The sequence below is a fragment of the Actinokineospora sp. NPDC004072 genome (assembly GCF_053604195.1).
The window spans coordinates 84,214-110,072 of record NZ_JBSGHB010000021.1; the positions used below are offsets into that span (position 1 = coordinate 84,214).

Genomic DNA, 25,859 nt, shown 5'->3' on the forward strand with positions numbered 1-25,859 from the left:
CATGGTGCCGGTTGTCGGCGGGGGGTGGCAGGTACCTAGGGTGGAAGCACCGCCAAGGACTAAGGAGCGTCACTGTGAGCGTCCCGGGAACGGTTGTCGTGGTGGGCGGGGGGACTATGGGCGCCGGGATCGCGCACGTGTTCCTCGCCGCGGGGTCACGGGTGGTGCTCGCCGAGGCCGACGCCGACCGCGCCCGCGCAGGCGCGGACGCGGTGGCGGCTTCGCTGGCCAAGGCCCAGGAGCGCGGCAAGCTCGCCGACGCCGACGCCGCGCTCGCCGGACTGACCACAGTGGACTCCCTGGCGAAGCTGCCGCCCACCGCGGAGCTGGCCGTCGAGGCGGTGCCCGAGGACTTGGCGCTCAAGCGGACGGTGCTGGCCGAGATCGCCGCCGCCTGCCCGGAGGCGGTCCTGGCGTCCAACACCTCTTCGCTGTCGATCAGCTCGCTGGCCGAGGGGCTGCCCGGCGAGCGCGTGCTGGGCATGCACTTCTTCAACCCGGTTCCGGTGCAGGCGCTCGTGGAGCTGGTCCACCACGGCGGCCTCGGCGCCGACGTGCTCGCCCGCGTCCGCGGCTGGGCCGAGGCGCTGGGCAAGACCGTGATCGAGGTCCGCGACTCGCCCGGCTTCGCCACCTCCCGCCTCGGCGTCGCCGTGGGGCTGGAGGCGATCCGGATGCTGGAGGAGGGCGTGGCCTCCGCCGAGGACATCGACACCGGCATGCGCCTGGGCTACGCCTGGCCGATGGGCCCGCTGCGGCTGACCGACCTCGTCGGCCTGGACGTGCGGCTGTCCATCGCCGAGCACCTGGCCCGCGAGCTGGGCCCGCGCTTCGCCCCGCCCGCGCTGCTGCGCGAGAAGGTCGCGCGCGGCGAGCTGGGGCGCAAGAGCGGGCAGGGGTTCTTCCCGTGGTGAGGATCCGGCCGTTCGAGCCCGGCGACATCGATGCCGTGATGCGGATGCGGCGGCTGGCCTTCGGCTCGTCCGGCCCGGTCGGCGAGGGCTGGTCGGCGCTGGTGGCCGAGGACGGCGCCGGGATCGTCGGCGTGGCGCGGGTGTGGGGGTACGGGCAGTTCTTCGGCGGGCGCGTGGTGCCGTGCGGGGGCGTGGCCAGCGTCGTGGTGCTCCCGCACGTGGGCGGGCGCGGTGTCGCGGGCGAGCTGCTGCGCGGCCTGCTCGGCATGATGCGCGTCGCCGGGCAGCCGATCGCCGCGCTGTTCCCCAGCGCCCCCGGCGTCTACCGGCGCTACGGCTGGGAGCACGTGGGCGCGCTGGAGAGCGTGCGCGTGCCGATGGGCGCCGTCGGCCGCCTGCGGGCCACCCTGCCGGTGCGCCCCGCGGTCGAGGCCGACCTGCCCGCGATGCGCGCGGCCTACCTGCGCGCCGCCGCCTGCGTCGACGGCATGCTCGACCGCGCCGAGCCCGCCTTCGCCCTCGCCGACCTGCTGAAACCCGATTTCGTGCACGTCGTGGACGGCGACGGCGACCTGCGCGGCTACCTCGCCGCCGAGCGCCGGGGCGAGGGCCTGTACGTCCGCGACCTCGTCGCCGACGACGCCGACACCGCGCGCAGCCTGCTGGCGGGCATCGCCGCGTGGTCGTCGGTGGTGGGCGAGATCACGCTGCGGCTGCTGGACCCGGCCGTCGAGCTGCTCATCCCGCGCACGGCGGCCCCGGTCGAGGTCGAGCCGTGGATGCTGCGCGTGGTTGACCTACCCGCGGCCATCGCCGCCCGCGGCTGGCCCGCGGTGGCCCACGCCCGCCCGTTCACCGTCGACCTGGAGGTCGACGACCCGGACGCGCCGTGGAACTCCGGCCGCCACCGGCTGGTCTGGGACGGCGCGGCCGTGCGCCACGAGCACGGCGGCACCGGCGCGGTCCGGCTCGGCGCGCGGGGGCTGTCGGCCTGGTACGCCGGGGCCGCGAGCACCGCGACCCTGCGCCGGGCCGGGCTGCTCGCGGGCGGACCTGCCGAGGGGCTCGACGCGCTGGTCGGGGGCGCGCGCCCGGCGCGGATGGCCAACGGGTTCTAGCCGGTCGAGCCTCTCAGGCACGTCTCAGCAGCAGGGGGAACACTGGCGCCATGCGCATTCTCGTGGTCGACGACGATCGGGCCGTGCGCGACTCGTTGCGTCGGTCGCTGCAGTTCAACGGCTACCAGGTCGACCTGGCCGGGGACGGCCAGGCGGCCCTGGAGATGGTGATGGACGCGGGCAGCAGGCCAGACGCGATGGTCCTCGACGTCATGATGCCGCGCCTCGACGGCCTGGAGGTGTGCAGGCGGCTGCGCGGCGTCGGCGACGACCTGCCGATCCTCGTGCTCACCGCCCGCGACCTGGTCTCCGACCGGGTGGCCGGGCTGGACGCCGGCGCCGACGACTACCTGCCCAAGCCCTTCGCCCTGGAGGAGCTGCTGGCCCGGCTGCGCGCGCTGCTGCGGCGGGCCAGCCCGGAGCCGGGCAGGCAGGCCGAGGGCGGGTTGAGCTTCGCCGACCTGCGGATGGACCCCGGCACCCGCGAGGTCGTGCGCGGCGACCGGCAGATCAGCCTCACCCGCACCGAGTTCGCGCTGCTGGAGCTGCTGCTCAGCCACCCCAAGCAGGTGCTCACCCGCAGCCGCATCCTGGAGGAGGTCTGGGGCTACGACTTCCCGACCTCGGGCAACGCGCTGGAGGTCTACATCGGCTACCTGCGCCGCAAGACCGAGGCCGACGGCGAGCCCCGGCTGATCCACACCGTGCGCGGGGTCGGCTACGTCCTGCGGGAGACCCCGCCCTGATGACCCCGCCGGTTCGCGCCCGCCAGCGCGTGACGATGCGGTCCCGGATCAGCCTGCTGGCGGCCCTGTGCGTGGGCGGGGCGGTCGCGCTGGTGTCCCTCGGCGCCTACATCACCGTCTACCAGGGGCTCCACCAGCAGGTGGACGACAACCTCGTCGAGCGGGCCAACGCGCTGCTGGACAACACCCGGGTGATCACCGAGGGCCGCACCGAGATCCCGGTGCTGTTCCTGGAGCTCTCCGACGTCAAGTTCGACGTGATCGACGCCAGCGGCGAGTCGGCCATCTCCATCGACCGGCCGGTGGCCCGCCCGCCGATCAGCGCCGAGGAGCTGAAGGTCGCCCAGGGCGTGCTGCCCAGCAACGTCCGCACCGACCAGCGCACCGACAGCCGGGTGTACGCGGTGCAGTACACCTACCTCAACAAGACCGCGCTGGTGCTCTCCCAGTCGCTGGAGTCCACCAAGGCGACCCTGGCCAAGCTGTCTGTGGTGCTGATCGTGATTGGCGGCGGGGGGATCATCGTCGCCGCGCTGGCCGGGCTCGCCGTCGCGGGCGGCAGCCTGCGGCCCATCCAGCGGCTCACCGCCGCCACCGAGCACGTCACCTACACGGGTGATCTCCGGCCGATCCCGGTCGCGGGCGACGACGAGCTGGCCCGGCTCACCCACAGCTTCAACACCATGCTGGGCGCGGTCGCCGAGGCCCAGGAGCGGCAGCGCCGCCTGGTCGCCGACGCCGGGCACGAGCTGCGCACCCCGCTGACCTCGCTGCGCACCAACCTGGAGCTGCTGCTGGCCTCGGAGAAGCCCGGCGCGCCGACGCTGTCGCCCACCGACCGGGCCGAGATCCAGGACGACCTGCGCGCCCAGCTCGACGAGCTGACCCAGCTCATCGGCGACCTGGTGGAGCTGGCCCGCACCGACGCCGCGGCCGACGTGCACGAGCACGTCGAGCTGACCGAAGTGGTCGAACAGGCCCTGGACCGGGCCCGGCGCCGGGCCGGGGACGTGCGCTTCGAGGTCAACCTGCGGCCGTGGCACCTCATCGGCCACGCCGCGACGCTGGAGCGCGCGGTGCTCAACCTGCTGGACAACGCCGTGAAGTTCAGCCCGCCCGGCGGGACCGTGCGGGTGACGCTGGACGACGCGGGCACGGGGTATGCGTTCCTGCAGGTCGCCGACCAGGGGCCGGGCATCAGCGACGCCGACCTGCCGCACGTGTTCGAGCGGTTCTACCGCTCGGAGGAGGCGCGCACCCTGCCCGGCTCGGGCCTGGGCCTGGCGATCGTCAAGCAGGCGGCGCAGCGCCACGGCGGCTCGGTCTACGCGGGCCGCTCGGTCGACGGCGGGGCGCTGATGGCGATGCGACTACCCGGTCACCCGGGGTAATAACAACAGAACAACACGTTCGACTGTGTACGATTGTGTTGTGCTTGCCCGCCAGCGCCAGGAGGTGATCCTGGACGAGGTCCGCCGCAGCGGAGCCGTCCAGGTGCACGCCCTCGTGGCCCGGCTCGGCGTCTCGGACATGACCATCCGGCGCGATCTCGACGTGCTGGCCAAGCGCGGCCTGGTGGAGAAGGTCTACGGCGGGGCCACCTCGGTGGTCGGCCGCAGCACCGACGAGCCCGGGTTCGAGGCCAAGTCGGTGCGGGCGCTGGCCGAGAAGGACGCCATCTCGGCGCGCGCGGCCTCGCTGATCCGCCCGGGCACGGCCATCGGCATCTCCGCGGGCACCACGACGTGGACCTTCGCCCGCCACCTCGCCGACGTGCCGGGCATCACCGTGGTGACCAACTCCATCCGGGTGGCGGACGTGCTGCGCACCGGCCGTCCGGATAGGACGGTGGTGCTGACCGGCGGCATCCGCACCCCGTCGGACGCGCTGGTGGGGCCGGTCGCCGTGCAGTCGCTGCGCTCCCTGCACCTGGACGTGGTCTTCCTCGGCGTGCACGGGATGGCCGAGGGGCCCGGCTTCACCACCCCCAACCTCAACGAGAGCGAGACCGACCGCGCCCTGGTCGAGGCGGGCAGCAGGCTGGTCGTGCTGGCCGACCACACCAAGTGGGGCGTCGTCGGCATCTCGACCATCGCGGCCCTCGACGAGGCCGACGTGCTGGTGACCGACGAGGGCATCACCGCGGACGCCGCCGCGGTGCTGGCCGACCGGGTCGGCGAGCTGATCGTCGCCGACGTCCCGGAGAACGCCCGGGCCGCCGAATGAGGCACACGCTGCGCCACCTCGCCGACGGCCGGGAGATCCACTACTACGACGGCCCCGGCGCCCCGCCGCGCACCGCCGTCGACACCCGCGACCTGCCGCCCCACGACATCGTCTCCGACCTGCGGCGCGATCCGCTGACGGGGGAGCGGGTCGCGCTGGCCGCCCACCGCCAGACCCGCACGTACAAGCCGCCGCCGGGGCTGTGTCCACTGTGCCCGTCCGCGCCGGGGCGCCCGACCGAGGTGCCCGAGCCGGACTACGACGTGGTGGTGTTCGAGAACCGCTTCCCCTCGTTCGCGGGCGGGCTCGGGCGCTGCGAGGTCGTGTGCTTCACCGCCGACCACACCACCTCCTTCGGCGAGCTGTCGCTGGAGCGCGTGGGGATGGTGGTGGACGTGTGGGCGGAGCGCACCGAGGCGCTGAGCGCCCTGCCCGACGTGGCGCAGGTGTACCCGTTCGAGAACCGCGGCGACGAGATCGGCGTGACGCTGGCCCACCCGCACGGGCAGATCTACGCCTACCCGTTCGTCACCCCGCGGACCGAGCGGATGCTGGCGACGGCGGCGGACTACCTCGCCGAGCACGGGCGTCCGCTGATGGGCGACGTGCTCGCGGCCGAGCGCGCCGGTCCCCGGGTGGTCGCGGAATCGGCGCACTGGACGGCGTTCGTGCCCGAGGCGGCGCGGTGGCCGGTCGAGGTGCACCTGGTGCCGCACCGGCAGGTCCCGGACATCCCGGCGCTGACCGCGGCCGAGCGCGCGGACTTCGCCGAGCTGTACCTGCGCGTCCTGGGGCGGCTGGACGGCCTGTACGACCGGGAGCTGCCCTACATCGCCGCGTGGCACCAGGCCCCGGTGCGCGAGGGCCGGGACCTGGGGTGGCTGCACCTTCAGGTGTTCTCGATCCTGCGCACCGCCGACAAGCTGAAGTACCTGGCGGGTTCGGAGTCGGGGATGGGCGTGTGGGTCAACGACGTCCGGCCGGAGGATCTGGCCGAGCGCCTGCTCTCGACGCGGCCGCGCTACGGGTTCTAGGCGCTCCCACAGCCCCATCTCAGGTCCTTCTCAGTGAGCGCGTTCACGCTGGAGCCATGACGGGTTTTGACCGCCAGAACCCGGGGAACACCCCGGAGACAAGCCACGGTTCGCCAGGGGAGCAGGGCCCCGGGCAGCCGACATCCGGCGACCGGGTGGTCGGGGAGCAGGGCCCCGGCCACCCGGAAGCCGCGCCCGTCACCGCGCAGCAGGACGCAGGGGGTACCGCCATGCCCACCCCGCCGGAAGTCCCCGACGAGCAGCCCGCCGCCGAGCGGGGCGCGCAGTCCGGCGGTCCGGTTCCCGGTGGCGCGCCGGAACCCCAGACGGGGTGGGAGCGTCCGGCGGCCGCGCCGGGGCACAGCGGGTGGCAGCGCGGTGGTTGGGAGGCCGGGCGCAGCGAGTGGGCCCGGCCCGGGTACGCGGACACCGGCCAGCACCAGGTGCCGTTCGGGGTGCACGCGCACTATTCCGGATTCCACCAGCCGCAGCCGCAGAAGAAGCGGTCGGGGGCCTTCGTCGCGGGGGTGACCGTGCTGGCCCTGCTGGTCGGCGGTGGAGCGGGTGCCGCAGGGGGCTACCTGGTCGCCGAGAGCCAGTCGGGGATGTCGGGGAACAACGCGCTCAACGTGCCGCCGCCCGCCAAGCAGGCCAGCACGCCCGCGCCCGCGGGGTCGGTGGAGGCCGTCGCGGACAAGGTGCTGCCCACGGTCGTGCAGCTGCAGGTGCGGGGCCGGTCCGGGGCTGGCGAGGGGTCCGGCTTCGTGATCAGCGCCGACGGGCTCATCGTCACCAACAACCACGTCGTCGAGGCCGCGGGGAAGGGCGGCGGGATCACCGCCGTCTTCCAGGACGGCCGCACCGCCCGCGCCACGATCGTCGGCCGCGACCCGACATCCGACGTCGCGGTGGTCAAGGCGCAGGGCATCAAGGACCTGCCCGTGGCCGAGCTGGGCCGCTCCGACGACCTGCGGGTCGGCCAGGCCGTGGTCGCGGTCGGCTCGCCGTTCGAGCTGGCGGGGACGGTGACCTCCGGGATCATCAGCGCCCTGCAGCGCCCGACCAGGGCAGGCGGCGAGGACGGCAGCCAGGCCACCGTCCTGGACGCCATCCAGACCGACGCGGCCATCAACCCGGGCAACTCCGGCGGCCCGCTGGTCAACATGCAGGGCCAGGTCATCGGCATCAACTCCGCGATCTACAGCCCCGGCGCGGGCAGCCGCGAGGCGGGTTCGGTCGGCATCGGCTTCGCCATCCCGATCAACCAGGCCCGCCGCACCGCCGACCAGATCGTCGACACCGGCAAGGCCACCCAGACCGTCCTGGGCGTGACCGTCCGCGACAACCCCGACGGCATCGGCGCGATGGTCAACGAGGTGGTCCCCGGCGGCGGCGGCGACAAGGCGGGCCTGCGCTCCGGCGACGTCATCACCCGCCTCAACGAACGCCGCATCGACGGCGCCGACGCCCTGGTGGCCGCCGTCCGAGCCCACGCCCCCGGCGACAAGGTCACCCTGGTCATCGGCACCGGCGACCGCACGGTCGAGGCCACCCTCGGCGGCCAACCCGTAGAGGTCAACTGAATCTCCGGCTCGTTTGCCCCCGAGCCGGCGGCTTCCAACCGGGAGTCCAACAACGGCCGCGGTGCGGTGGATCCCCTCCCACCCACCGCGGCCGCCCCTTTCCGCCCACCGCGGTCGCCCCTTCCCGCCCACCGCGGTCGCCCCTTTCCACCGACCGCGGCCGCCTCTTCCGCCCGCCGCGGTTGCCCTTTCCTGCGCACCGCGGTTACCCCCTCCAGCCCGCCGTGACCGCCTTTCCGCCCGCCGCGGTCGCCTCTTTCCGCCCGCCGCGGTCGCCTCTTCCCGCCCACCGTGGCCGCCTCTTCCCGCCCACCGCAGTTGCCCTTTCCTGTGCACCGCGACTACCCCATCCCACCCGCCGTGGCCGCCTTTCCCGCCCGCCGCGGTTGCCCTTTCCTGCGCGCTGCACACGGCCACCAGCTCCGACCCACCTCACCGCGGTGTACCCCTCCCACTCACTGCGCCCGCCTCTTTCCCACTCGTCGCGGCCGCCCTCTTTCCCACGCACCGCGGTTACCCTTCCCACTCGTCGCGGTTGCCCTTTCCGCTCGCCGTGGCCGCCTCTTTCCCACCCGCCGCGGTTGCCCCTTCCCGCCACCACGGTTGCCCCCTCCCAGCCATGCCTCGCCTCGGCCTGCGAACCCAGCCCCGCAGCAGCAACCGAGCCTCTCGCGCAACAGCCTCCGCGCCTGGCTGCCGCAGCACTCGGCCCTTCCGACCCTGACCCGCTTCGCCAGCCGTCAGAGCCTCGCCCGCAGCAACAGCGCCGCCTCCGCGAAGCGCGTGGCAGGCGCAGCCGCCGCCACCACATCGACATCCGCGATCGTGTCCACATCGGACAACCGAGGCAAATCAACCACCCGCCGCCCCGCCCTCACCAACGCCCGCCGCGCCATCACCCCCGCATTCGCCCCCGACCCCAGCGCACCCCGCACAACAGCCGCCCACCGCGGATCGCGCAACCCCAACGCCCACCACCCACCCCCAAGCGCCAACCCCACCACAGCATCCGCCCGCTCCAACTCCGCCATCGCCCCACGCAACAACCCAGGACTAATCTGCGGCGTACCCACCCCGATCTGCACCACCGACTCCCCGGGATACCGCCCCGCCACATCCGCGTGCGCATTGACCACCCGCGCCGCCACCCCCAACCCCCGCTGCGCAATCACAACGCACCCCGCCAACGCCTCCGCCACCTCATCAGCCCGCGCGCAGCCCCGCACATCCCCCGCCATCGCCACCACCACCCGAACCCCAGCCGTCTCCCGCGCGGCGGCGAGGGTGTCCAGCAGCGCAGCCGCAGCCAAATCCGCCGCCTCCCCCGGCGAAGCAGGCGGACACAGCCCCGTCCTGACCACCCCGGCAACGGGAGCCTCAGCCATCACCAGCACAGTGCTCATCCCACCCCACCCCTCCCACCCCGCCGCCCACTCCGCACCGCCCGCTCACCCCACACCCGCCGCCCACTCCGCAGCGTCTGCTCACTCCATATCCGCCGCCCACTCCGCAACGTCTGCTCACCCACACCCCACCACTGAGCCCGCGCTGACTGCCCGGTCCGCACCCGCAACCCACTCCGGGCCGGTCGCTCACTCGGCAGCCGTTGCCCCCGGCTCAGCGGTCGGCCATGCCGCAGGCGCTTGCAGCCGGTTCTCTTGGCCGTTGCGGGCTCCTTCGACGGGGTAGCGCCCGCCAGGGGAACGGTCAGGGTCGGGTGGGTCATCGGGCGCCTCCTTCCTGATTGAGGGTTGCCCGCAGCGCGGGGGTTGACGCGCGTGTCTATGACGTTAAGTGGGCCTGGGTGAGGGCACCTCTTGGTGCGAGCTGCGTTCGGCGAAGGGTGGGAGCTGCTTCCGGCACGACACGGATCACTCGCGGGGGCTTGGTGGGGCTCGGCCTACTACGGTTGCCGGTATGGAACGCAGCGCGCAGCAGCTGGGCAGGGCCCTCATCGTCATCGTGGATGACCGGTTGGCGCACGGGGAGCAGGACGACTCCGTCGGGCCGCTGGTCACCGAGCTGCTGGAAGAAGCAGGCTTCATCGTCGACGGCGTCGTGCCCGTCGCGGGCGAGACCGCCGCCATCCGCAACGCACTCAACACCGCCGTCATCGGCGGCGCCGACCTGGTCATCACCGTGGGCGGCACCGGCGTCTCCCCGCGCGACGTCACCCCGGACGCCACCCAGGGCGTGCTCGACCGGCCCATCCCCGGCATCGCCGAGGCCCTGCGCTCCTCCGGCCTGGCCGCAGGCGCCGTGGACGCGGGCATCTCCCGCGGCCTGGTCGGCATCTCCGGCAGCACCCTGGTGGTCAACCTGGCGGGCTCCCGCAGCGCCGTGCGCGACGGGATGGCCACCCTGTCGACCCTGGTCCCGTACGTGATCGGCGAGCTGTCGGACCTCTACGCGAGCTGATCAACCACCGTGGTGCGGGGGACGATTGCGCAGGTACCAATCGTCCCCGCGCCGCTCATCCGCCCAATCCCCCCGCTCATCCCGGGTGGTGTCCGGCAGGACATCCCCGAACACCCGATCGAGCCGAGCCCGCTTCTCCGCCTCACCCCGCCCCCCACGGTCCCGCTCGCGCCCACGACCGGCCCGCCCAGGACCGCACCCGGCCCGCTCGCGCTCAGCCTGCTCCCGGTCACCCCCAGCCGTCCCGCCTCCAGCCCCGCCGCCCTCTGGCGTGCTGCCCGCGGCCGCGCCATCCTCGGGCGTCCCGCCACCAGCGGCGCCACCCTCGGGCGTCCTGCCGCCAGCCGTGCCGTCCTCGGGCGTGCTGCTCTCGGGCGTGCCGTCCTCGGGCGGGCTGCCCTCGGCCGTGCTGCTCTCGGGCGCGCTGCCTCCGGCCGTGCCCTGGTCGCCCTGGTCGTCGGCCAGGGCGGGTTCTCCACGGGAGTGAGTGGAGGCGCCGTGGGTCTGCTGGTCGCCTTCCGCGGGTCGCGCGGGGGTGTTGGGGGCGGCAGAGGGAGCGGAGTGGGTGGAGGGCTCGACTGGAGCCGAGTCGGTGGTGCTGGCGGCTCGGCCGGGCTTGGTTCCGTGGGGTGGGGGACTGGATGGGGTGGGGTGAGTTGGGCTGGTCCGGTGGGCGGGTGGGGCGGTGGGGTGCCCGAGCTGGGGGTTTGGCGGGTCGGGCTGGGTCATGGGGTCAATCGTGTCACTTGGGGGACTGGGACTGCTGGCGGAGCAGGTCGCGGATCTCGGTGAGGAGTTCGACGTCGGTGGGCTCGGCGGGTCCCGCTTCCGCGCCGCGCTTGCGGCGGTCCTGGATCGTCTTGATGGGCAGGACGATGACGAAGTAGATGACCGCGCCGACGATCAGGAAGTTGATGACGGCGTTGATCACCGACCCGAAGTCCAGGAACGTCGACGGGTTGTCGGGCAGGATGCGGATGCCCAGGCCCTGGGCGGCGTCGCTGCCGCCGATCGCGTTGATCAGCGGCTTGATGAGGCCGTCGGTGAACGCGGTGACGATCGTGGTGAACGCCGCGCCGATGATGACGGCGACCGCGAGGTCGACGACATTGCCGCGCATCAGGAAGTCCTTGAAGCCCTTCAACACCGGAAAGCTCCGTTCGCAGGGGACGGCGGGGTGGACCGTCCAGGGGTGGGGTTGTCGGCGGCCCGAAGGGGCGGGCCCGGCCAGCGGCGGCCGCTCGGCAGAGCGATCAACCGCTAGCGCAGGGTAACGCCCACCGGGCGCGCCAAAGCTACGGCGGCCACCCGTGTCGCCGAATCCCCCGGAAGGGCGAGCAGCACCACCGGCCCGTCCCGTGCCGAATCCCCGCCGTGCACGGCGAGCACCACCCCGTCGCGCGCCACCACCGCGTGCGGCTCGGCGGCGACGACGTCCACCCGGTCACCCGCGCGCAGCAGCCGGGCCACCCCGGGGTCGGCCAGCCGCAGCGGCACCGCGTCGTGCCCCGGCCCCGCCGCGAGGCGGACGTGCTCGGGCCCGAGCAGCCGGGTCCGGGTGAGCGGTTCGCCCGCACCCGCGGCCGAGACCAGGACCGCCGACTCCACATCGGACGGATCGGACAGCGCGGCCTGCGGGACCAGGTCCGGCGGCACCCGCACCGGCCGGACGTCGGCGCCGGTCAGCACCACGCCCGCGGGCAGGTCGCGGACGGCGACGAGCACCGGTCTGGTCCCGTCCCGCGCCGTAGGCGTGAACGCCAGCCCGGCGGCCAGCAGCACGAGGCCGCCCGCGGCAGCGCGGCGCAGGCTGAGCGAACGGGTCAGGCGGTCGAGGAGGGCGTGGGGCATCGGGAGCTCCTGGGTCGTCGGAAGTCGGACACTTCCGAGATTAGGAGCGCTGCCTCCGCTAGCGCCAGGGGTCACCCGACGCCTGTGGACAACTGGGGAAAGCCCAGGTCAGGACGCCTTGGCGGCCGTGGCGGTCGACGTCGACGAGGACTCCGACTTCGCCGCGGGCTTGGACTCCGAGGACGAAGACGTGGACGACGTGGACGACGTGGACGACGACTCCGAAGACGACGTGGACGACGCGCTCTTCGACCCCGACCGACTGTCGTTGCGGTAGAAGCCACTGCCCTTGAACACCACGCCGACCGACCCGTAGAGCTTGCGCAGCTTCCCGGTGCACTCCGGGCACTCGGTCAGCGAGGCGTCGGTGAACTTCTGGACCGCCTCGAAACGGTGGTCGCAGTCCGTACAGGCGTACTGATACGTGGGCACGACCGCGGTTCCTCTCCGTCAGTTCTGGCACTCGACCAGTCAGAGTGCCAATCAATTCTGCGCCAACCCCGGCCGTGAGCGCAAACAGCAGCGCAAGCCGCCGAAGGTGACCTGCGTCATGCCCCCAGCGCCCGCAGCCCCTTCTCCGGGGTCAGCACGGCCGTCATCCGGATGTCGTGCGGCTCGGCGGGCAGCCGGTCGAACACCTCCTGGTCGCGCACAACGGCGATCAGCGGCGTCCCCGGCGCGGCCAGCGCGAGCGAGCGGTCGTAGTGCCCCGCGCCCCGCCCCAGCCGCACGCCGGTCCGGTCGACGGCCAGCGCGGGCACCAGCACGGCGTCGGCGATGCGCAGCGCGGCGGCCCCCAGCCGTTCCCCGATCGGCTGAAGCAGCCCGAACGGCCCCGGCCGCAGCGATTCCCGGCCGTCGTACCAGGCCCAGTCCAGCGGCTGCGTCCCCGCGACTATCGGCAGCAGGATCCGCACCCCCCGGTCGGCCACCTCGTCGAGCATCTGCCACGACCCCGGCTCCGACCCCACCGGCACGTACCCGCACAACGTGTCCCCGCGCCGCACCACCCGGCCCTCGGTGAGCCTGCCGGTCAGCTTGATCGCCTCGGCGAAGCGCGCGCTGGCTGGCACCCGGCGCCGCTCGCTGAGCAGCGCCCTGCGCCACTGGTCCTTCGTCCACGCCCGCGTCGCGTCGAGATCACGTCCAGAGCCGGCCACCCCACGAGGTTAGGCTCACTGTCCATGAACTCGTCGAGCGCCTTCACCACCGCCATCGTGCCCGCGGCGGGTCTGGGCACCCGGTTCCTCCCCACGACGAAGGCGGTTCCCAAGGAGCTGCTGCCGGTCGTGGACACACCCGGCATCGAGCACGTCGCCCGCGAAGCGGCGGAGGCCGGCGCGAAGCGGCTGGTCATCGTGACTTCCCGGGGCAAAGAAGCCGTCGCCGACTACTTCAAGCCGCAGCCGGAGCTGGAACGCACGCTCGAGGAGCGCGGCAAAACCGACCTGCTGGCCAAGGTCCGCCGCGCCCCCGCGCTGCTGGACGTCGAGACGGCGCTGCAGGAGCAGGCGCTCGGCCTCGGCCACGCGGTGGGCTGCGCGGAGCCCAACCTGCGCGACGACGACGATGCCGTGGCCGTCCTGCTCCCCGACGATCTCGTGCTCCCCACCGGCGTCCTGTCGCGCATGGCGGAGGTGCGCCAGCGCGAGGGCGGCACCGTCCTGTGCGCCTTCGACATCCCCAAGGACCAGATCAGCGCCTACGGCGTCTTCGACGTCGACCCCACCGGCGACGACGACGTCCTCAAGGTCAAGGGCATGGTGGAGAAGCCGCCCGCCGACCAGGCGCCGTCCACCTTCGCCGCGGCCGGGCGCTACCTGCTCGACCGGGCGGTCTTCGACGCGCTCAAGCGGATCACCCCGGGCGCGGGCGGCGAGCTGCAGCTGACCGACGCGATCGCGCTGCTGATCGCCGAGGGGCACCCCGTGCACGTGGTCGTGCACCGCGGCGGCAGGCATGACCTGGGGAATCCGGGCGGGTTCCTGCGTGCCGCCGTGGACTTCGCGCTCGACCATCCGGACTATGGGGACGACCTGCGCGCGTGGCTGACCCGACGGCTGGCGTGACCAGGGGGTCCAGGGAGTGCGGATGAGGTCTGTCGACGAGCAAGTCGAGCGCGCGCTCGCCGCCGCGGTGCGGCCTGCGCCCGTCCGGGTGGCCATCTCCGAGGCGCAGGGGCTGCTCTGCGCCGAGGAGGTCGTCGCCGAGCGCGCGCTGCCCGGCTTCGACCAGGCCGCGGTGGACGGCTACGCCGTGCGCAGCGTCGACACCCAGTCCGCCGCGGAGGAGCCGGTGGTGCTGCCGGTGGTCGGTGAGATCGCGGCGGGCTCGCGCCAGCCGCGCCGGTTGCAGCCGGGGCAGGCGGTGCGCATCTCGACCGGCGCGCCGCTGCCCACCCTCGCCGACGCCGTGCTGCCCACCGGCTACACCGACGGCCACCACGCCCGGGTGACGGTGCACCAGCCGGTGCCGTCGGCCGGGTTCGTCCGCCGGGCAGGCGAGGACGTGCAGACCGGCGACGTCGCCGTGCGCCGCGGCACCGTGATCGGCAGCGCCCAGGTCGGCCTGCTCGCCGCGGTCGGCAGGGCGAAGGTGCTGGTCTACCCGCGGCCGCGGGTCTCGATCATCGCCGTCGGCGACGAGCTGGTCGACATCGACCGCGCGCCCGGCGAAGGCCAGGTCTACGACGTCAACTCCTACGCGCTGGCCGCCGCGGCCCGCGACGCGGGCGCCGAGGTCGTGCGGGTGGGCATCGTCCCCGCCGAGCCGCGCAAGCTGCGCGAGGTCGTGGAGAGCAGGCTGCTGCTCTCCGAGGTCGTGGTCATCGCGGGCGGCGTCGGCGGCGACCTGGCCGACGAGGTGCGCGCGGCGCTGGTCGACCTCGGCGAGATCGACATGACCAGGGTCGCCATGCATCCGGGCTCGGTGCAGGGCTTCGGCAGGCTCGGGCCGGACGCGGTGCCGACGTTCCTGCTGCCCGGCAACCCGATGAGCGCGCTGGTGGTCTTCGAGGTCGTGGTGCGCCCGCTCATCCGCGCCGCGCAGGGCAAGCGCAACCCGCACCGGCGGGTGGTGTCGGCGTCGCTGCTGTCCCCGATCACCTCGACCAAGGCCCGGCGCGGCTTCCTGCGCGGGCAGCTGCTGCGCGAGGAGTCCACCGGGGAGTACCTGGTCCAGCCGCTCGGGCTCTCCGGCGCGCACCTGCTGGCGTCGCTGGCCGAGGCCAACTGCCTGATCCTGGTCGACGAGGACACCACGGAGGTCGCCGCGGGTGAGCGGGTCCAGGTCAGCTTCCTCGCCCAGCGTGGCTGACCCGGGGAGCCGCCATCCCGGGTGGCCTGCCCGGCTCGGCCCGCTGCGGGTGCCCGCGGGCGTGGTGGAGCTGCGGCCGCCCCGGCTCTCCGACGGCGGCGCGTGGAGCCGGATCCGGCTGCGCGACCGCCGGTACCTGGAGGAGTGGGAGCCGGTCGCGCCGGGCAGCTGGGAGGACCGCAATTCGGCGCTGGCCTGGCTGGCGCAGTGGGGGACGCTGCGCGGGCTGGCGCGGCGGGGCGCGTCCATCCCGCTGGTGATCACGTTGGACGGCCGCGTGGCCGGGCAGATCACGGTGGGCGGGATCGTCCGGGGGGCGCTGTGCTCGGGGTGGGTGGGTTACTGGGTCGGCACGCACGCCGCGGGCGGCGGGGTCGCCACGGCGGCCGTGGCGATGGTGGTCGACCACTGCTTCGCGGGGGCGGGCCTGCACCGGCTGGAGGCGACCGTGCGGCCGGAGAACGCGGCCAGCCTGCGGGTGCTGGGGAAGCTGGGATTCCGCGAGGAAGGGCTGTTCCGCCGCTACCTCGACGTCGCGGGCGACTGGCGCGACCACCGCTGCCTCGCGCTGACCACAGAGGACATCCCGGGCGGCCTGGTGGCCCGCCTGGTGGCCGCCGGGCGGGCCGCGCCGCCATAAAAGTTTGATCAAGACCGTTACGGGGGAAAGTCCCTGCGCGACCACCCGAATGGGCGATAACGTGCGGCGCGCCTCCGCCACACGTGTGACTGTTGTGACTAACGTGGCGAAGGCAGGAGCATCGTGGGAGAACGGACAGGGGGAGGTACCGGGGCATGCCCAGCTCGTTGATCGTGGTCGCGCTCGTCGTGGCCTGGCTCGTCGTCCTCGTCCCGATGGTCGTGCGCAAGCGCCAGGAGATCGCCCGCACCACCGAGTCCACCCTCGCGGGCCGCGTGGTCCGCCCTGCCGACGACTCCCCGGCCGCCGACGATGAGCCCCCGGCCGAGCTCCCCGACGACGACATCGAACCCCGCCGCTACCGCCCCGGCCGCGGCGGCTACGACCCCGACGCCGCCGCCCGCGCCGCCCGCGCGAAGTACCGCTTCCGCCAGCGCGTGGTCGTCTTCATGCTGCTGGCCGCCGTGGCGACCGCCGTGGCCGCGGGCGTGGCGCTGCCGTGGCTGTGGTGGGTCCACGGCGCCATCGACGTCCTGCTGGTCGCGTACCTGTCCTACCTGCGCCGCCAGGTCCGCATCGAGGACGAGATCCGCCGCCGCCGCCTCGCCCGCATGCAGGCCGCCCGCCGCCACCACGCCCGCCCGGTCGAGGAGTACACCCGCCCGGCCGCCCGCCCGACCCACCCCGGCGCGGTAGCCGTCGACATCGACGACGAAGACCCCTGGTTCGACGACCTCGGCGACCCGCGCGAGCTGGCGTACCGGCGGGCGGTGGGGGAGTGAGGACCCCCGGTTTCGGGGGTGCGCGGAGCCCCTTGCTATGCTCTCCGCGCACCACCACGGGGCTGTAGCGCAGTTGGTAGCGCGTCTCGTTCGCATCGAGAAGGTCAGGGGTTCGATTCCCCTCAGCTCCACCCCAGAGGGCCTGCTAGAAGAATCGGCCAGCTCGCCGTCTAGCAGAACCTCCAAGGTCAGATCAGAAGGCCCCTCCCTTAGGGAGGGGCCTTCTGCTGTTCTCGGCCCCCTCTGTGGTGTCTGAGTCGTGGTGATGCAGCCTTGAGGGCTTGCTCGGCCGTGTGGAGGCCAGCACATGGGTGGCCGCTGCAAGCCGATGTGTAAGTGAGCTGACCGGCAGGTCAGTCCTGGGAATGGGTGGCGTCATCGAGCGGGATGTTCCTGCCGCCGATCGTTTCGTACGTCACCGCAGCCTCGGGTACCTCCGCGCGCAGCCGGAGTGCGAGCTCCTTGCCTTGGGCAAGCCAGGCGGTTTCCTCTTCCGGCGTCGGGAAGGCCGAGTCGGGCGGGTACGCCGCGTTGAACGTGTTCTGGAAGCGCTCGTCCCATGCGGCGATGGCGTCTCGCAACTCGTCACTGAGCTTGAGCACGTCGGTGACTTCTTCGGCGTCGTAGGGTTCAGCGATGTCGTCACCTCTCCTGACCCAGATCGGGCCGGTGCCCCACTCGGGCTGAAGGGTGATCTGCAGCTCGGGATTGTCGCTCATGGCAGCGGCTTCACTTTCTGGTCGAGGCTGAACGGGTTGGCGCCGACTATGAAGCCATTGCTGCCGACGCTGACAGCGAGGCGTACCGGACGGCCTCGGTAGTCGACGGCGTAGACGACCCGATCGCGGCCGGTGATCCCGATTGGCCTGCCGTCGGTCAGGGCGGTGAACACAGCGTCCACGATCTCATCCCAAGCGATGCCATGTCGGGACGACCTTCTTCGGACTGATCTTGTCGCCGCGCCGCTGCACCTCCGCCACCAGCTCCTTGTTGACGCCGGAGCGTAGGCCAGCTGGTGCCGCCGGTGCTCGCGTAGGTGCCGTGGTCACGGGTGTACCCGCCTGGGCATCGCTGGCGATGAGCGCGATGTACGCCTCGACGAGGCCGCGTGCGGTCGTCACAGCTCCGTGTGCCTCACCGGTCTGGGTAAGAGCGTGGCTCAAGTGGTGGATAGCGGTGCCTGCTTCTGGGCGACTGGTGCCCTGGCTGACTGCGGCCAGGATCGTGCGGGCCTCATCGAAGCTGGTGGCTGCCTGGAGCAGCGGGCCGGTCGGCAGCTTCGCAAGAGCTTCTCGCAGCTCAGCGGCGACCGCCTCGATGGACAACGTCATTCCCCAGGTCGTACGTGATGACGAAGACGGTGCCGCTCGGTGGTTACGAGCGGCACCGCCGAGCGGGTGGAGCTAGTCGTTGGTGCCTGTTCTTCTTACCGCTGCCGGAGAGGTGGTTGGCCTGTCCGGCCAGGAGTTGGGTCAAGAGCCAGGGTGGTTCGCTCGCTTGGTCCGGACGAGGTCTGCGATGCCGTCGGCGATGAATCCGCCGATGAGGCATCCGACGATCACCAGGGCCCAGCTCGCCTCGTCGATGAAGAGGAATCCGAGGACTGCCGCGATCGTGAGGAGCGTGCCTGTGATGAGGTAGTAGCGGGGACTATGACGGAAAGTTGGGGGATTCGTCATCAGAAGAGTTTCGCAATCTGACCGGGAAGCCTGCTGACACCTTTGAGCGCGCCGCCTGCGACGCCGAGGAGTTACCCCAGTACCCCCGAGCTCCGTGATAGCCACCACGCCACACAGCCAAACTCGCTCGCACCAAGATCACCCGGACGGCGCAGCCGAAGCTGCGAACAGGAGAGCTGACGCTCACGCCGTCGAGCAGCTCACCAGGGGGAGAGAGCAGACATCAACCGAACGGCAGCGCGGTCCGCGCCCATCACCGGCGGGTTGCTGTGCGCCGGCCGAGGAGCGGAGGAGTGACCATTGGCTTCGCTCCCGCCAGAGCTACTCAGCCAGAGGTGCCAGACCGGCCGACGAACAAGATGCTGGGCCGGGGCCGACCACCACGACCGCGTGGCCGCCGTCCTGGTCGACGCAGGCGACCAGGGGCGGGACCGGGTACGGGCCTGCCGTGTTGGGGTCGGTGCCGGGCGCGGGGTGCACCGCTCCCTTGATGCCGGGTCGCAGCAAGCCTGTGCGCCACAGCGTGGTGCACAGGTCCACGGCAGCGATTGGATCAGCGGGGCCGTCCGACGGCTCAGCTTCGCCGACGAACGTCCCGGGGAGGGAAGTCCCGTCCGCGGCGACAGCCCGGCACTCCACGCCCGACGGATCGGTCACCGGGAGCGCGGTCACCATCGCGGCAGCACCGCCGCCCGCCACGGCCAGCACCACCCCCACCGTCACGGCAAGCCTCTTCCGGCGCGGAGCACGACCGGCGATCAAAGCCCGGGTCGCACGCCACGAGCTGGCGGTGTCGAACTCCTGCGCCCCGTTGAACAGCGACCGCATCAGACGCCCCCTTCCTGGTAGTTGATACCGTTCTTCTTCAGTTCGTTGCGCAGTCGGTCTTTCGCGCGGCTCAACCCGGACCGGACCGTGCCCACCGGGATGCCCAACACCCGTGCCGCCTCCTCGTACGTGTAGCCCTCGATGAGGCACAACCCGACCACCGCGAGTCCAGCGGCATTCAGCTTGTCCAGCGCCGCCCGCACCGCCGCGTTGTAGGTGGCCGCCTCGTCGCCTCGATCCACGGCGGAGGCCACTCGATTGAGGAGGGCGCCGCGGCGACGCAGGGACCTCAAGTGGTTGCGCGCCGTGTTGCCTGCCGTGATCACCAGCCACGGCAGGAGCCCGTCCGCCCCGGCGACGATCTTGTGCCTGCGCAACCACGCCGTGAGGAAGACCTGGTTGACGGCCTCCTCGGCTTCGGCGTGATCGCCGATCCGGGCGTAGCAATGCCGGTAGACCCGGGCCGCGTGGCGGTCGTGGACGGCCCGGAAGGCGGCCATGTCGCCGTCGCGAACCCTCGCCCACAGATCCGCGTCCGAGCCGAGCCCGGCGTGCACGTCGTTGCTCACATGAGATGTCCGGCACCGGCCTGAAGAGTTCCATCGAGCTCTCCTGCCATGTCGTCATCCTCGGTCAGCTGGCGGGACGGACAGGTGGTCACCTTGCGCGCCACTCGCGGCGTCGATCCAAGGTTTCCGCCGAGGGGGATGAATATGCCCGTGGTGCCGATAAGGAGTCGCGACGAGCCCGATAATGGACGGCCGTCGGCAACGCGAGCAGAGCGGCAGTGTCGGTGACGGGGGCCTGGTTGCCAGCGTTGCTGGTGACCTCTTGAGGTCCCGCTGGTTGAGCCAGCTGACCGGAAGGCGACGAGGCGGGATGAAGCTTGAGGGTCGTAGGGGAGACGTCTACGCCGGTCACCACACGTTCTGGGTTAGTGAGCGCGTTGGTGACTACGCGCCTGGGGTGGTTGGGCCTGCGAACGGCATTGTGAGCCGTGAGGCGGGTGGGGCTCGGGTCTGGGCGGCTACTCATACCGGTCGGGTGTCGATCACTGTCGAAGTGCACGACTCCGCTCCCGCAGGCGGTGACTTCGGGGAGTGGGACGAGGTCGTCGACTTCGACTTCGCGTGCGTGAGCGGTTCGCTGCTGGTCACGAGTCTGCTTGGGCCTATGGAGCGGGAGTTGCCCGATCTCGCGTCCTGCGGCGCCGGGCGGTACCGGATTCGCGTCGCCGCCCGGGGGCGGGACTCGGGCCCGGCGCACTACGACTCGCATGCGCCCGATGAGGAGTTCCTCATCCTGTCTTGGCCTGCGTATCGCGAGGAGGGCGAGCATGTTCACAAGCGGACCGACAGGTACGGAGCGCACCTTCGTCGCAACGCCTGATGCGTATCTCTAGGGCCGGCATGCCTGTCGGAAGTCGGCGGTAACTATCGGCCGTGGGCGGCGATCACCTTCAACATGATCGCGGTGGTGGCTCGATGAGGGTTCTTCGACCTCCGGGCGTGGACCTGACAGCTTCAGGACACTTTCTGTCCAGTCGGTCCGATTGGCTGGTGGGGACCCTATGTTTGCCGGACGGTTGGGGCGACTGGTTGGAGGATTGTGGCTCTGGTGGGCACCGTGGGGCGCGGGCAGTTGGGTGAGGTGGGCAGGCTGCTCGGCCGCGGGGGTGAGGCGGCGGTGTACGAGTTGCCCAAGTTCTCGTTGCCGGATCGCCCCGGGGCTTTGGTGTTCAAGGAGTATCGGCGGGCGCACACCGAGCCGGGGCGGTTGCGGACGATCGTGGCCGTCAGGGGTGGGTTGGACCTGCAAAGACGGGACACAGTGGACAGACTCGCCGCGTGGCCTTGTCGGGTTGTGGAGGATGGTGGGGATGTCGTCGGGGTGGTCATGCCGCGCATACCCGCCGCCTACCTCGCCGATGTCAAGCTGCCTGGTAGCAACACCACTGCCACGCACGCGCGGGAGGTGCAGAACCTCTTCATCGACCCCGTGCGGATGGCGCGGCTCGGGCATGAGGCGCCCAGCATGCGCGAGCGGATCTCGCTGTGCCGGGACATGGCCGCCGCGCTGGCGTTCTTCCATGACGAGCTGCAGGTCGTCTTCGGCGACATCAACCACGCCAACGAGCTCTACCGGCTCCAGCCGACCGGCGTCTTCTTCATCGACTGCGACGGCGTGCGACCGCGGGGGGTCGTCGCGCGGCACTCGCAGCTCAACTCGCCCGACTGGGTGCCGCCCGAGCCCGGGCCGCTGACCAGGGCCACCGACCTCTACAAGTACGGCCTGTTCGTCCTGCGCTGCCTCCTGCCCGGCGCCGACGCCTCGAACAACACCGACCCGGCGCCCGCGGCCGCGGTCCTGGACGCCGCGGGCGTCGACCTGCTGACCAGGGCGCTGCACCCCGACCCGGCGGTCCGGCCCACCGCGCGGGAATGGCGCAGGCACCTCAACGCCCTGCTCGGCGAGCCCGAGGAGCCGCCGGTGATCACCGAGGCCGCCGTCGCGGGCAAGCACGTCCTGCGGGGGCAGCCGGTCGAGGTCAGGTGGGTCGCCGAGCACGCGAAGACGATCGAGGTCCGCTCGGGCGGGTTCGCCGTGCGCGTCGACGGGGCGCCGGGGCGGGGGACCGTCCTCGCCGACCTCGACCGCAGCGGGTACCTCCAGGTGCACGCGCACAACGAGCTGGGCTCGGATGTCGCCGTGGTCGGGCCGGTCGCGGTGCTCCAGCCGCCGGAGACCGCCTCGCTGCCCGTGCCGCTGCCGTCACTGGTGCTCCCCGAGGTCGACCTGTCCGTGCCGCCGTTGGGCCTGCCCGCGCTGCCCGTCCCGCTGCCCGCGCCCGCGTTCACCGCCCACCCCGCGCCTGCCCGCGGTCCGCTGCGGTTCGAGCTCCCCCTGACCGCCCCGATGGTCCCGGAGGACCTCATCGGCGCGGGCCCGGCCTTCACCTTCGACCCGGAAGGAGCCGCATGAGGCTGCTGCTGGCCCGGCTGGCGGGCGCCCGCCCCGACGTGCTCGCCCGCGCGCCCGGCGACCTGGGCAAGCAGGCCGCGATGGGCGGCGTGCTGCTCACCACCGCCGGGCTGGCCGGGGTGTCGGCCTTCTTCGCGCTGCACTCCGTGCTCGGCATCGGGACCGCCGCCGCGGTGGGGGCCGCGCTGCTGTGGTTCGTCGTGATCCTCAACCTCGACCGGATGCTGGTCATCAGCATGGGGTCGGTGGCGGGGTTCTGGCACAAGGTCGGCGTCGCCCTGCCCCGGCTGGCCTTGGCGTTCGTCATCGGGACGGTGGTGTCCACGCCGCTGGTGCTGCGGGTCTTCCAGCCCGAGATCGAGGCCGAGCTGACCTCGATGAAGGCCGAGGCGTACCAGCGCAGCCAGGTCGAGCTGGACGCGGCCTTCCAGCAGATCGAGGCGCTGGGCGCCGAGGAGCGGCGGCTGGCGGCCGTCATCGAGGGCCGCGACACAACGTCGGTGGCCGACGACCCGGACGTCAAGGCGGCCACGGCGGCCTACGAGCGCGCCGACGAGATCTACCGCGACGCCGAGCGCACCGCCCAGTGCGAGCTGGACGGCACGTGCGGCAGCGGGGTGCCCGGGGTCGGCGAGTCGCAGCGGCAGAAGCGCGCCGCCGCCGACCGGGCCAGGGCCGACCGCGACGCGGCCAAGCGCGCGCTGGACGAGGTGACCGCCGCGGCCACCAGGCGGGCCGAGGACGGCCGGGCCGCGGCCGCCGAGGCGGCCCGCGCGAAGCTGCCGCAGGTGCGGGCCGACCTGGCCGTCGCCCAGGAGCGCAAGCGGGCCGCCGACGCCGCCGCGCACGAGGCGCAGAGCGGCAACAGCGGCCTGCTCGCCCGGCTGACCGCGCTCGACCGGATCACCGCGGACCAGTCCAGCGCCGCATCCGCCCGACTGATGCTGTTCCTGCTGTTCCTGTTCGTGGAGATCCTGCCGATCCTGGTCAAGATCCTCACCAGCATCGGCGCGAACTCCCTCTACGACCGCATCGCGGGCCGGGCGGACGACGCCGCGGACGCGGCCGACGAGCGCCGCGTGGCCAACGACCGCAGGCTGCGCGAGGCCGAGGAGGACGCCCGCGTCGCCGTGGCCCAGCAGCGCATCGACGCCCAGGTCGAGGTCGGCAGGCGGGCCACCGAGGAGCTGGTCGCGCGGCAGAGCAAGATCGCCATCCGGTCGGTCGAGGTGTGGGCCGAGGTGGCGATGGCGCGCACCGACGAGGAGCTCGACCGCTGGTACCGGGCGAACGTGCGCCGCCCGCAGGGCTTCGGGCCGCACGGCTCGGCCGAGGACACCGTGCGGCTGCGCCCGCTGCACACCAACGGGCACCACTACTAGGAGGAGACAATGCGCGGCAAGCTGCTCCCGTTCTACCTGGTGATCGACGTGTCGTACTCGATGTCGGGCCCGAAGCTGGACGCGGCGTCGCGGATCCTGCCCGCGGTGGTCGACGCGCTGGCCAAGGCGCCGATCCTGTCCGACAAGGTCCGCTTCGGCGTGCTCGACTTCTCCGACGACGCGCAGGTCCGGCTGCCGCTGTGCGACGTGCTGGACGAGAACGTGGTGCTGCCCCGGCTGGCGGTGCGCGGCGGCACGTCCTACGTCGCCGCGTTCCGGCTGCTGCGCACCGAGATCGAGGCCAACGTCAAGCAGCTCAAGGCCGACGGATACGCCGTGCATCGGCCCGCGGTCTTCTTCCTCAGCGACGGCGGGCCGACCGACCCCGAGGCCGACTGGGTGGGCGCCTTCCACGACCTGACCCACTACGACAAGGCCAGCGGGCAGGGCTTCCCGATGTTCCCCAACGTCGTGCCGTGCGGGGTGGAGGGGGCGCTCCCGGCCGTGCTGCAGCGGCTGATCCACCCGGCGCGCGGGCCCAAGCCGATGCGGATGTTCCTGGCCGACCAGGGCGAGGACGCGGCCAAGGCGATCACGATGATGGCCGAGATCCTCATCTCCAGCATCCTGGCCTCCGGGCAGAGCCTGGCCTCCGGCGACTCCGGCATCCTGCTGCCGCCCGCCGAGGACCTGCCCAGCGGGGTCTCCACCTACAGCGCCGACGACTTCGTCTGATGGCCTACGTCTTCGGCGAGCCCGGCCGCGCCTTCGCCGCGGTGGTGCCCGCGCCGGACCCGGAGCACTGGCACCGGCCGGACACCGTGGTCGACGGGTACGCGGTGCACCGCGGCGACCGGACGGCGCACGTGCGGGCGGCCAGCGTGCGCGGGCTGTCCCACCGCTGCTACGGCAAGGTCCGCCAGGACGAGTACCTGTGCCGGACCACGCCGGACGGCCGCCACCTGCTGGTCGCCGTCGCCGACGGGGTGTCCGCCGGTCCGCTCTCGCACCGGGCCGCGCGCTGGGCGGTGCGCCTGGGCACCGACTACCTCTGCGAGATCCTGTCTACTTTGGACGATATCCCGTGGGGGAAGCTGGTCGAGGTGATCGCCGCCGAGATCGCCGAGTTCGGCGGGAGGGTGCTCGGCGCGCCGGGGCTGCCCGCGCGCGAGGTGGCCGAGCAGATGGCGGCGACGGTGTCCTTCGCCGTGCTCGACCTGGAGACCGGCGCGCTGGACGGGGCGAGCGTCGGCGACACGTCGATCTGGCTGCTGCGCGAGGGGTGGCGGCCGCTGCAGCCGGTCAAGAACGACGGCGCGGTCATCCACACCTCCGCGGTCCGCGCGCTGCCGCTGCCCGGCGAGCCGGTCGTCGTCAGCGGGCAGGTCGAGCCCGGCGACGTGCTGGTCGTGCTGTCCGACGGGGTGGGCGACCCGCTCGGCGACGGGACCGGCGAGGTCGGCGCGGCCCTGGCCGAGCTGTGGCGCACCCCGCCGCCGGAGCTGGAGTTCGCCGCCCAGGTCGGCTTCGCCCGCAAGACCTACGACGACGACCGCACCGCCGTCGCCGTCTGGGTCTAGGGGGTTCACAAGATCGCCGAAGCCGCCTAGGGTGAAGGATCGAGAGCGCTCCCATTCTGTTGGTGATTCCTCAACCGGAGGCGACAGTGGCGCTCGTGGAGGCAGGCAGGAGGCTGGCCGCGGTGCTCGCGGCGGTCGGGCTGGCGATGTCGGGGCTGGGCACCGGGACGGCGGCCGCGCACGGCTCGGCGACGGACCCGGCGTCGCGCAACTACGGCTGCTGGCAGCGGTGGGGCGACGACTTCCAGAACCCGGACATGGCCACGCAGGACCCGATGTGCTGGCAGGCGTGGCGGGACAACCCGAACGCGATGTGGAACTGGAACGGGCTGTTCCGGGAGAACGTGCGCGGCAACCACCAGGCCGCGGTCCCGGACGGCCAGCTGTGCAGCGCGGGGCTGACCGAGGGCGGGCGGTACCGCTCGCTGGACGCGGTCGGGCCGTGGCAGGCGGCGGTGAAGCCGAGGCGGTTCCGGCTGACCATCACCGACCAGGCCCGGCACGGCGCCGACTACCTGCTGGTCTACATCACCCGGCAGGGCGTCGACCCGACCGCGCAGCCGCTGCGGTGGGGTGACCTGCAACTGGTCGCCTCGACCGGGCGGTACGCCCCGAGCGGCAGCTACCAGGTCGACGTGGACGCGGGCAGCCGCACCGGCCGCCACGTCGTCTACACGATCTGGCAGGCCAGCCACCTCGACCAGTCCTACTACTTCTGCAGCGACGTGGTCTTCCAGTAGCCGCGGCGTCCCGGTCCCCGCCACAGGGGGCCGGGACCCCT

Annotated in this window: 29 protein-coding genes, 1 tRNA gene and 1 pseudogene; 20 read left to right on the forward strand and 11 right to left on the reverse strand. The window is 72.7% G+C overall.

Features of this window, described 5'->3' with window-relative positions:
• Nucleotides 1-74: 74 nt before the first annotated feature.
• The 7 genes from ACWEPX_RS27405 (at nt 75) to ACWEPX_RS27435 (ending at nt 7,621) form a co-directional block, all read left to right on the forward strand.
• A complete protein-coding gene (locus tag ACWEPX_RS27405) occupies nt 75-914 on the forward strand; it encodes a 3-hydroxyacyl-CoA dehydrogenase family protein (protein WP_451900124.1) in 840 nt (279 codons plus the stop codon).
• Nucleotides 908-2,032: a GNAT family N-acetyltransferase gene (locus ACWEPX_RS27410; protein ID WP_451900125.1), complete on the forward strand. Its 1,125-nt coding sequence runs from the start codon at nt 908-910 to the stop codon at nt 2,030-2,032. Before ACWEPX_RS27405 ends, ACWEPX_RS27410 begins: the two co-directional genes overlap by 7 nt.
• Before the next feature lie 50 nt (nt 2,033-2,082).
• On the forward strand, nt 2,083-2,778 hold the full coding sequence (locus ACWEPX_RS27415; protein ID WP_451900126.1) for a response regulator transcription factor: 696 nt from the start codon (nt 2,083-2,085) through the stop codon (nt 2,776-2,778).
• Nucleotides 2,778-4,169 (forward strand): ATP-binding protein, encoded by a 1,392-nt coding sequence (locus ACWEPX_RS27420; protein WP_451900127.1) that lies wholly within the window; start codon nt 2,778-2,780, stop codon nt 4,167-4,169. Before ACWEPX_RS27415 ends, ACWEPX_RS27420 begins: the two co-directional genes overlap by 1 nt.
• Before the next feature lie 40 nt (nt 4,170-4,209).
• Nucleotides 4,210-5,004 (forward strand): DeoR/GlpR family DNA-binding transcription regulator, encoded by a 795-nt coding sequence (locus ACWEPX_RS27425; RefSeq protein ID WP_451900128.1) that lies wholly within the window; start codon nt 4,210-4,212, stop codon nt 5,002-5,004.
• Nucleotides 5,001-6,038, forward strand: a complete 1,038-nt coding sequence (gene galT / locus ACWEPX_RS27430; protein WP_451900129.1) for a galactose-1-phosphate uridylyltransferase — start codon at nt 5,001-5,003, stop codon at nt 6,036-6,038. Before ACWEPX_RS27425 ends, galT begins: the two co-directional genes overlap by 4 nt.
• 230 nt (nt 6,039-6,268) lie before the next feature.
• The gene (locus tag ACWEPX_RS27435; RefSeq protein ID WP_451900169.1) at nt 6,269-7,621 is read left to right on the forward strand and encodes a S1C family serine protease; all 1,353 of its coding nucleotides are present in this window, start codon (nt 6,269-6,271) and stop codon (nt 7,619-7,621) included.
• A 740-nt stretch (nt 7,622-8,361) separates the two neighbouring features.
• Here ACWEPX_RS27435 and ACWEPX_RS27440 read toward each other — a convergent pair.
• A complete protein-coding gene (locus ACWEPX_RS27440) occupies nt 8,362-9,024 on the reverse strand; it encodes a TIGR04282 family arsenosugar biosynthesis glycosyltransferase (RefSeq protein WP_451900130.1) in 663 nt (220 codons plus the stop codon).
• 514 nt (nt 9,025-9,538) lie between these two features.
• Between ACWEPX_RS27440 and ACWEPX_RS27445 the strand changes: the two genes are divergently transcribed.
• Nucleotides 9,539-10,039 (forward strand): MogA/MoaB family molybdenum cofactor biosynthesis protein, encoded by a 501-nt coding sequence (locus tag ACWEPX_RS27445; RefSeq protein ID WP_451900131.1) that lies wholly within the window; start codon nt 9,539-9,541, stop codon nt 10,037-10,039.
• Between the two features lie 742 nt (nt 10,040-10,781).
• Here the strand turns inward: ACWEPX_RS27445 and mscL are convergent.
• On the reverse strand, nt 10,782-11,186 hold the full coding sequence (gene mscL, locus ACWEPX_RS27450) for a large-conductance mechanosensitive channel protein MscL (protein ID WP_451900132.1): 405 nt from the start codon (nt 11,184-11,186) through the stop codon (nt 10,782-10,784).
• A gap of 113 nt (nt 11,187-11,299) precedes the next feature.
• The gene (locus ACWEPX_RS27455) at nt 11,300-11,890 is read right to left on the reverse strand and encodes an SAF domain-containing protein (protein ID WP_451900133.1); all 591 of its coding nucleotides are present in this window, start codon (nt 11,888-11,890) and stop codon (nt 11,300-11,302) included.
• Between the two features lie 127 nt (nt 11,891-12,017).
• Here ACWEPX_RS27455 and ACWEPX_RS27460 point away from each other — a divergent pair, with 127 nt between their 5' ends.
• On the forward strand, nt 12,018-12,167 hold the full coding sequence (locus tag ACWEPX_RS27460) for a hypothetical protein (RefSeq protein ID WP_451900171.1): 150 nt from the start codon (nt 12,018-12,020) through the stop codon (nt 12,165-12,167).
• A 14-nt stretch (nt 12,168-12,181) separates the two neighbouring features.
• Here the strand turns inward: ACWEPX_RS27460 and ACWEPX_RS27465 are convergent.
• Both ACWEPX_RS27465 and ACWEPX_RS27470 read right to left on the reverse strand, forming a co-directional pair.
• Nucleotides 12,182-12,322 (reverse strand): annotated as a pseudogene (locus ACWEPX_RS27465) (FmdB family zinc ribbon protein); the annotation flags it as partial.
• Between the two features lie 116 nt (nt 12,323-12,438).
• On the reverse strand, nt 12,439-13,050 hold the full coding sequence (locus ACWEPX_RS27470) for a 5-formyltetrahydrofolate cyclo-ligase (protein WP_451900134.1): 612 nt from the start codon (nt 13,048-13,050) through the stop codon (nt 12,439-12,441).
• A 24-nt stretch (nt 13,051-13,074) separates the two neighbouring features.
• Here ACWEPX_RS27470 and ACWEPX_RS27475 point away from each other — a divergent pair, with 24 nt between their 5' ends.
• The 5 genes from ACWEPX_RS27475 to ACWEPX_RS27495 all read left to right on the forward strand — a co-directional run bounded on the left by ACWEPX_RS27475 (nt 13,075) and on the right by ACWEPX_RS27495 (nt 16,758).
• The gene (locus tag ACWEPX_RS27475) at nt 13,075-13,959 is read left to right on the forward strand and encodes a UTP--glucose-1-phosphate uridylyltransferase (RefSeq protein WP_451900135.1); all 885 of its coding nucleotides are present in this window, start codon (nt 13,075-13,077) and stop codon (nt 13,957-13,959) included.
• Between the two features lie 22 nt (nt 13,960-13,981).
• The gene (glp, locus tag ACWEPX_RS27480) at nt 13,982-15,205 is read left to right on the forward strand and encodes a molybdotransferase-like divisome protein Glp (protein WP_451900136.1); all 1,224 of its coding nucleotides are present in this window, start codon (nt 13,982-13,984) and stop codon (nt 15,203-15,205) included.
• On the forward strand, nt 15,198-15,845 hold the full coding sequence (locus ACWEPX_RS27485) for a GNAT family N-acetyltransferase (RefSeq protein ID WP_451900137.1): 648 nt from the start codon (nt 15,198-15,200) through the stop codon (nt 15,843-15,845). Before glp ends, ACWEPX_RS27485 begins: the two co-directional genes overlap by 8 nt.
• Before the next feature lie 155 nt (nt 15,846-16,000).
• A complete protein-coding gene (gene sepX, locus ACWEPX_RS27490; protein ID WP_451900138.1) occupies nt 16,001-16,627 on the forward strand; it encodes a divisome protein SepX/GlpR in 627 nt (208 codons plus the stop codon).
• A 58-nt stretch (nt 16,628-16,685) separates the two neighbouring features.
• A tRNA-Ala gene (locus ACWEPX_RS27495) sits at nt 16,686-16,758 on the forward strand.
• A gap of 222 nt (nt 16,759-16,980) precedes the next feature.
• Here the strand turns inward: ACWEPX_RS27495 and ACWEPX_RS27500 are convergent.
• The 6 genes from ACWEPX_RS27500 to ACWEPX_RS27525 form a co-directional block, all read right to left on the reverse strand.
• Nucleotides 16,981-17,346: a hypothetical protein gene (locus ACWEPX_RS27500; protein WP_451900139.1), complete on the reverse strand. Its 366-nt coding sequence runs from the start codon at nt 17,344-17,346 to the stop codon at nt 16,981-16,983.
• Nucleotides 17,343-17,528 (reverse strand): hypothetical protein, encoded by a 186-nt coding sequence (locus ACWEPX_RS27505; protein WP_451900140.1) that lies wholly within the window; start codon nt 17,526-17,528, stop codon nt 17,343-17,345. The genes ACWEPX_RS27500 and ACWEPX_RS27505 overlap by 4 nt, the downstream gene beginning before the upstream one ends.
• Before the next feature lie 4 nt (nt 17,529-17,532).
• Nucleotides 17,533-17,958: a hypothetical protein gene (locus tag ACWEPX_RS27510; RefSeq protein WP_451900141.1), complete on the reverse strand. Its 426-nt coding sequence runs from the start codon at nt 17,956-17,958 to the stop codon at nt 17,533-17,535.
• Nucleotides 17,959-18,099: 141 nt separating this feature from the next.
• A complete protein-coding gene (locus ACWEPX_RS27515; protein ID WP_451900142.1) occupies nt 18,100-18,306 on the reverse strand; it encodes a hypothetical protein in 207 nt (68 codons plus the stop codon).
• A gap of 321 nt (nt 18,307-18,627) precedes the next feature.
• Entirely contained in the window at nt 18,628-19,029 is a 402-nt protein-coding gene (locus ACWEPX_RS27520; protein WP_451900143.1) for a hypothetical protein, read from the reverse strand.
• A gap of 104 nt (nt 19,030-19,133) precedes the next feature.
• Entirely contained in the window at nt 19,134-19,703 is a 570-nt protein-coding gene (locus ACWEPX_RS27525; RefSeq protein WP_451900144.1) for an RNA polymerase sigma factor, read from the reverse strand.
• Nucleotides 19,704-20,178: 475 nt separating this feature from the next.
• Here ACWEPX_RS27525 and ACWEPX_RS27530 point away from each other — a divergent pair, with 475 nt between their 5' ends.
• From ACWEPX_RS27530 to ACWEPX_RS27555, 6 genes are all read left to right on the forward strand, one after another.
• A complete protein-coding gene (locus ACWEPX_RS27530; protein WP_451900145.1) occupies nt 20,179-20,523 on the forward strand; it encodes a hypothetical protein in 345 nt (114 codons plus the stop codon).
• A gap of 228 nt (nt 20,524-20,751) precedes the next feature.
• Entirely contained in the window at nt 20,752-22,116 is a 1,365-nt protein-coding gene (locus tag ACWEPX_RS27535; protein ID WP_451900146.1) for a hypothetical protein, read from the forward strand.
• Complete coding sequence (locus ACWEPX_RS27540) at nt 22,113-23,498, forward strand: DUF4407 domain-containing protein (protein WP_451900147.1); 1,386 nt, start codon at nt 22,113-22,115, stop codon at nt 23,496-23,498. Before ACWEPX_RS27535 ends, ACWEPX_RS27540 begins: the two co-directional genes overlap by 4 nt.
• Before the next feature lie 9 nt (nt 23,499-23,507).
• Nucleotides 23,508-24,233 carry a vWA domain-containing protein gene (locus ACWEPX_RS27545; RefSeq protein ID WP_451900148.1) on the forward strand — a complete coding sequence of 242 codons (726 nt, stop codon included), beginning with the start codon at nt 23,508-23,510 and terminating at the stop codon, nt 24,231-24,233.
• A complete protein-coding gene (locus ACWEPX_RS27550) occupies nt 24,233-25,078 on the forward strand; it encodes a protein phosphatase 2C domain-containing protein (RefSeq protein ID WP_451900149.1) in 846 nt (281 codons plus the stop codon). The genes ACWEPX_RS27545 and ACWEPX_RS27550 overlap by 1 nt, the downstream gene beginning before the upstream one ends.
• A gap of 146 nt (nt 25,079-25,224) precedes the next feature.
• A complete protein-coding gene (locus ACWEPX_RS27555) occupies nt 25,225-25,818 on the forward strand; it encodes a lytic polysaccharide monooxygenase auxiliary activity family 9 protein (RefSeq protein ID WP_451900170.1) in 594 nt (197 codons plus the stop codon).
• The last annotated feature ends 41 nt before the right edge of the window (nt 25,819-25,859 follow it).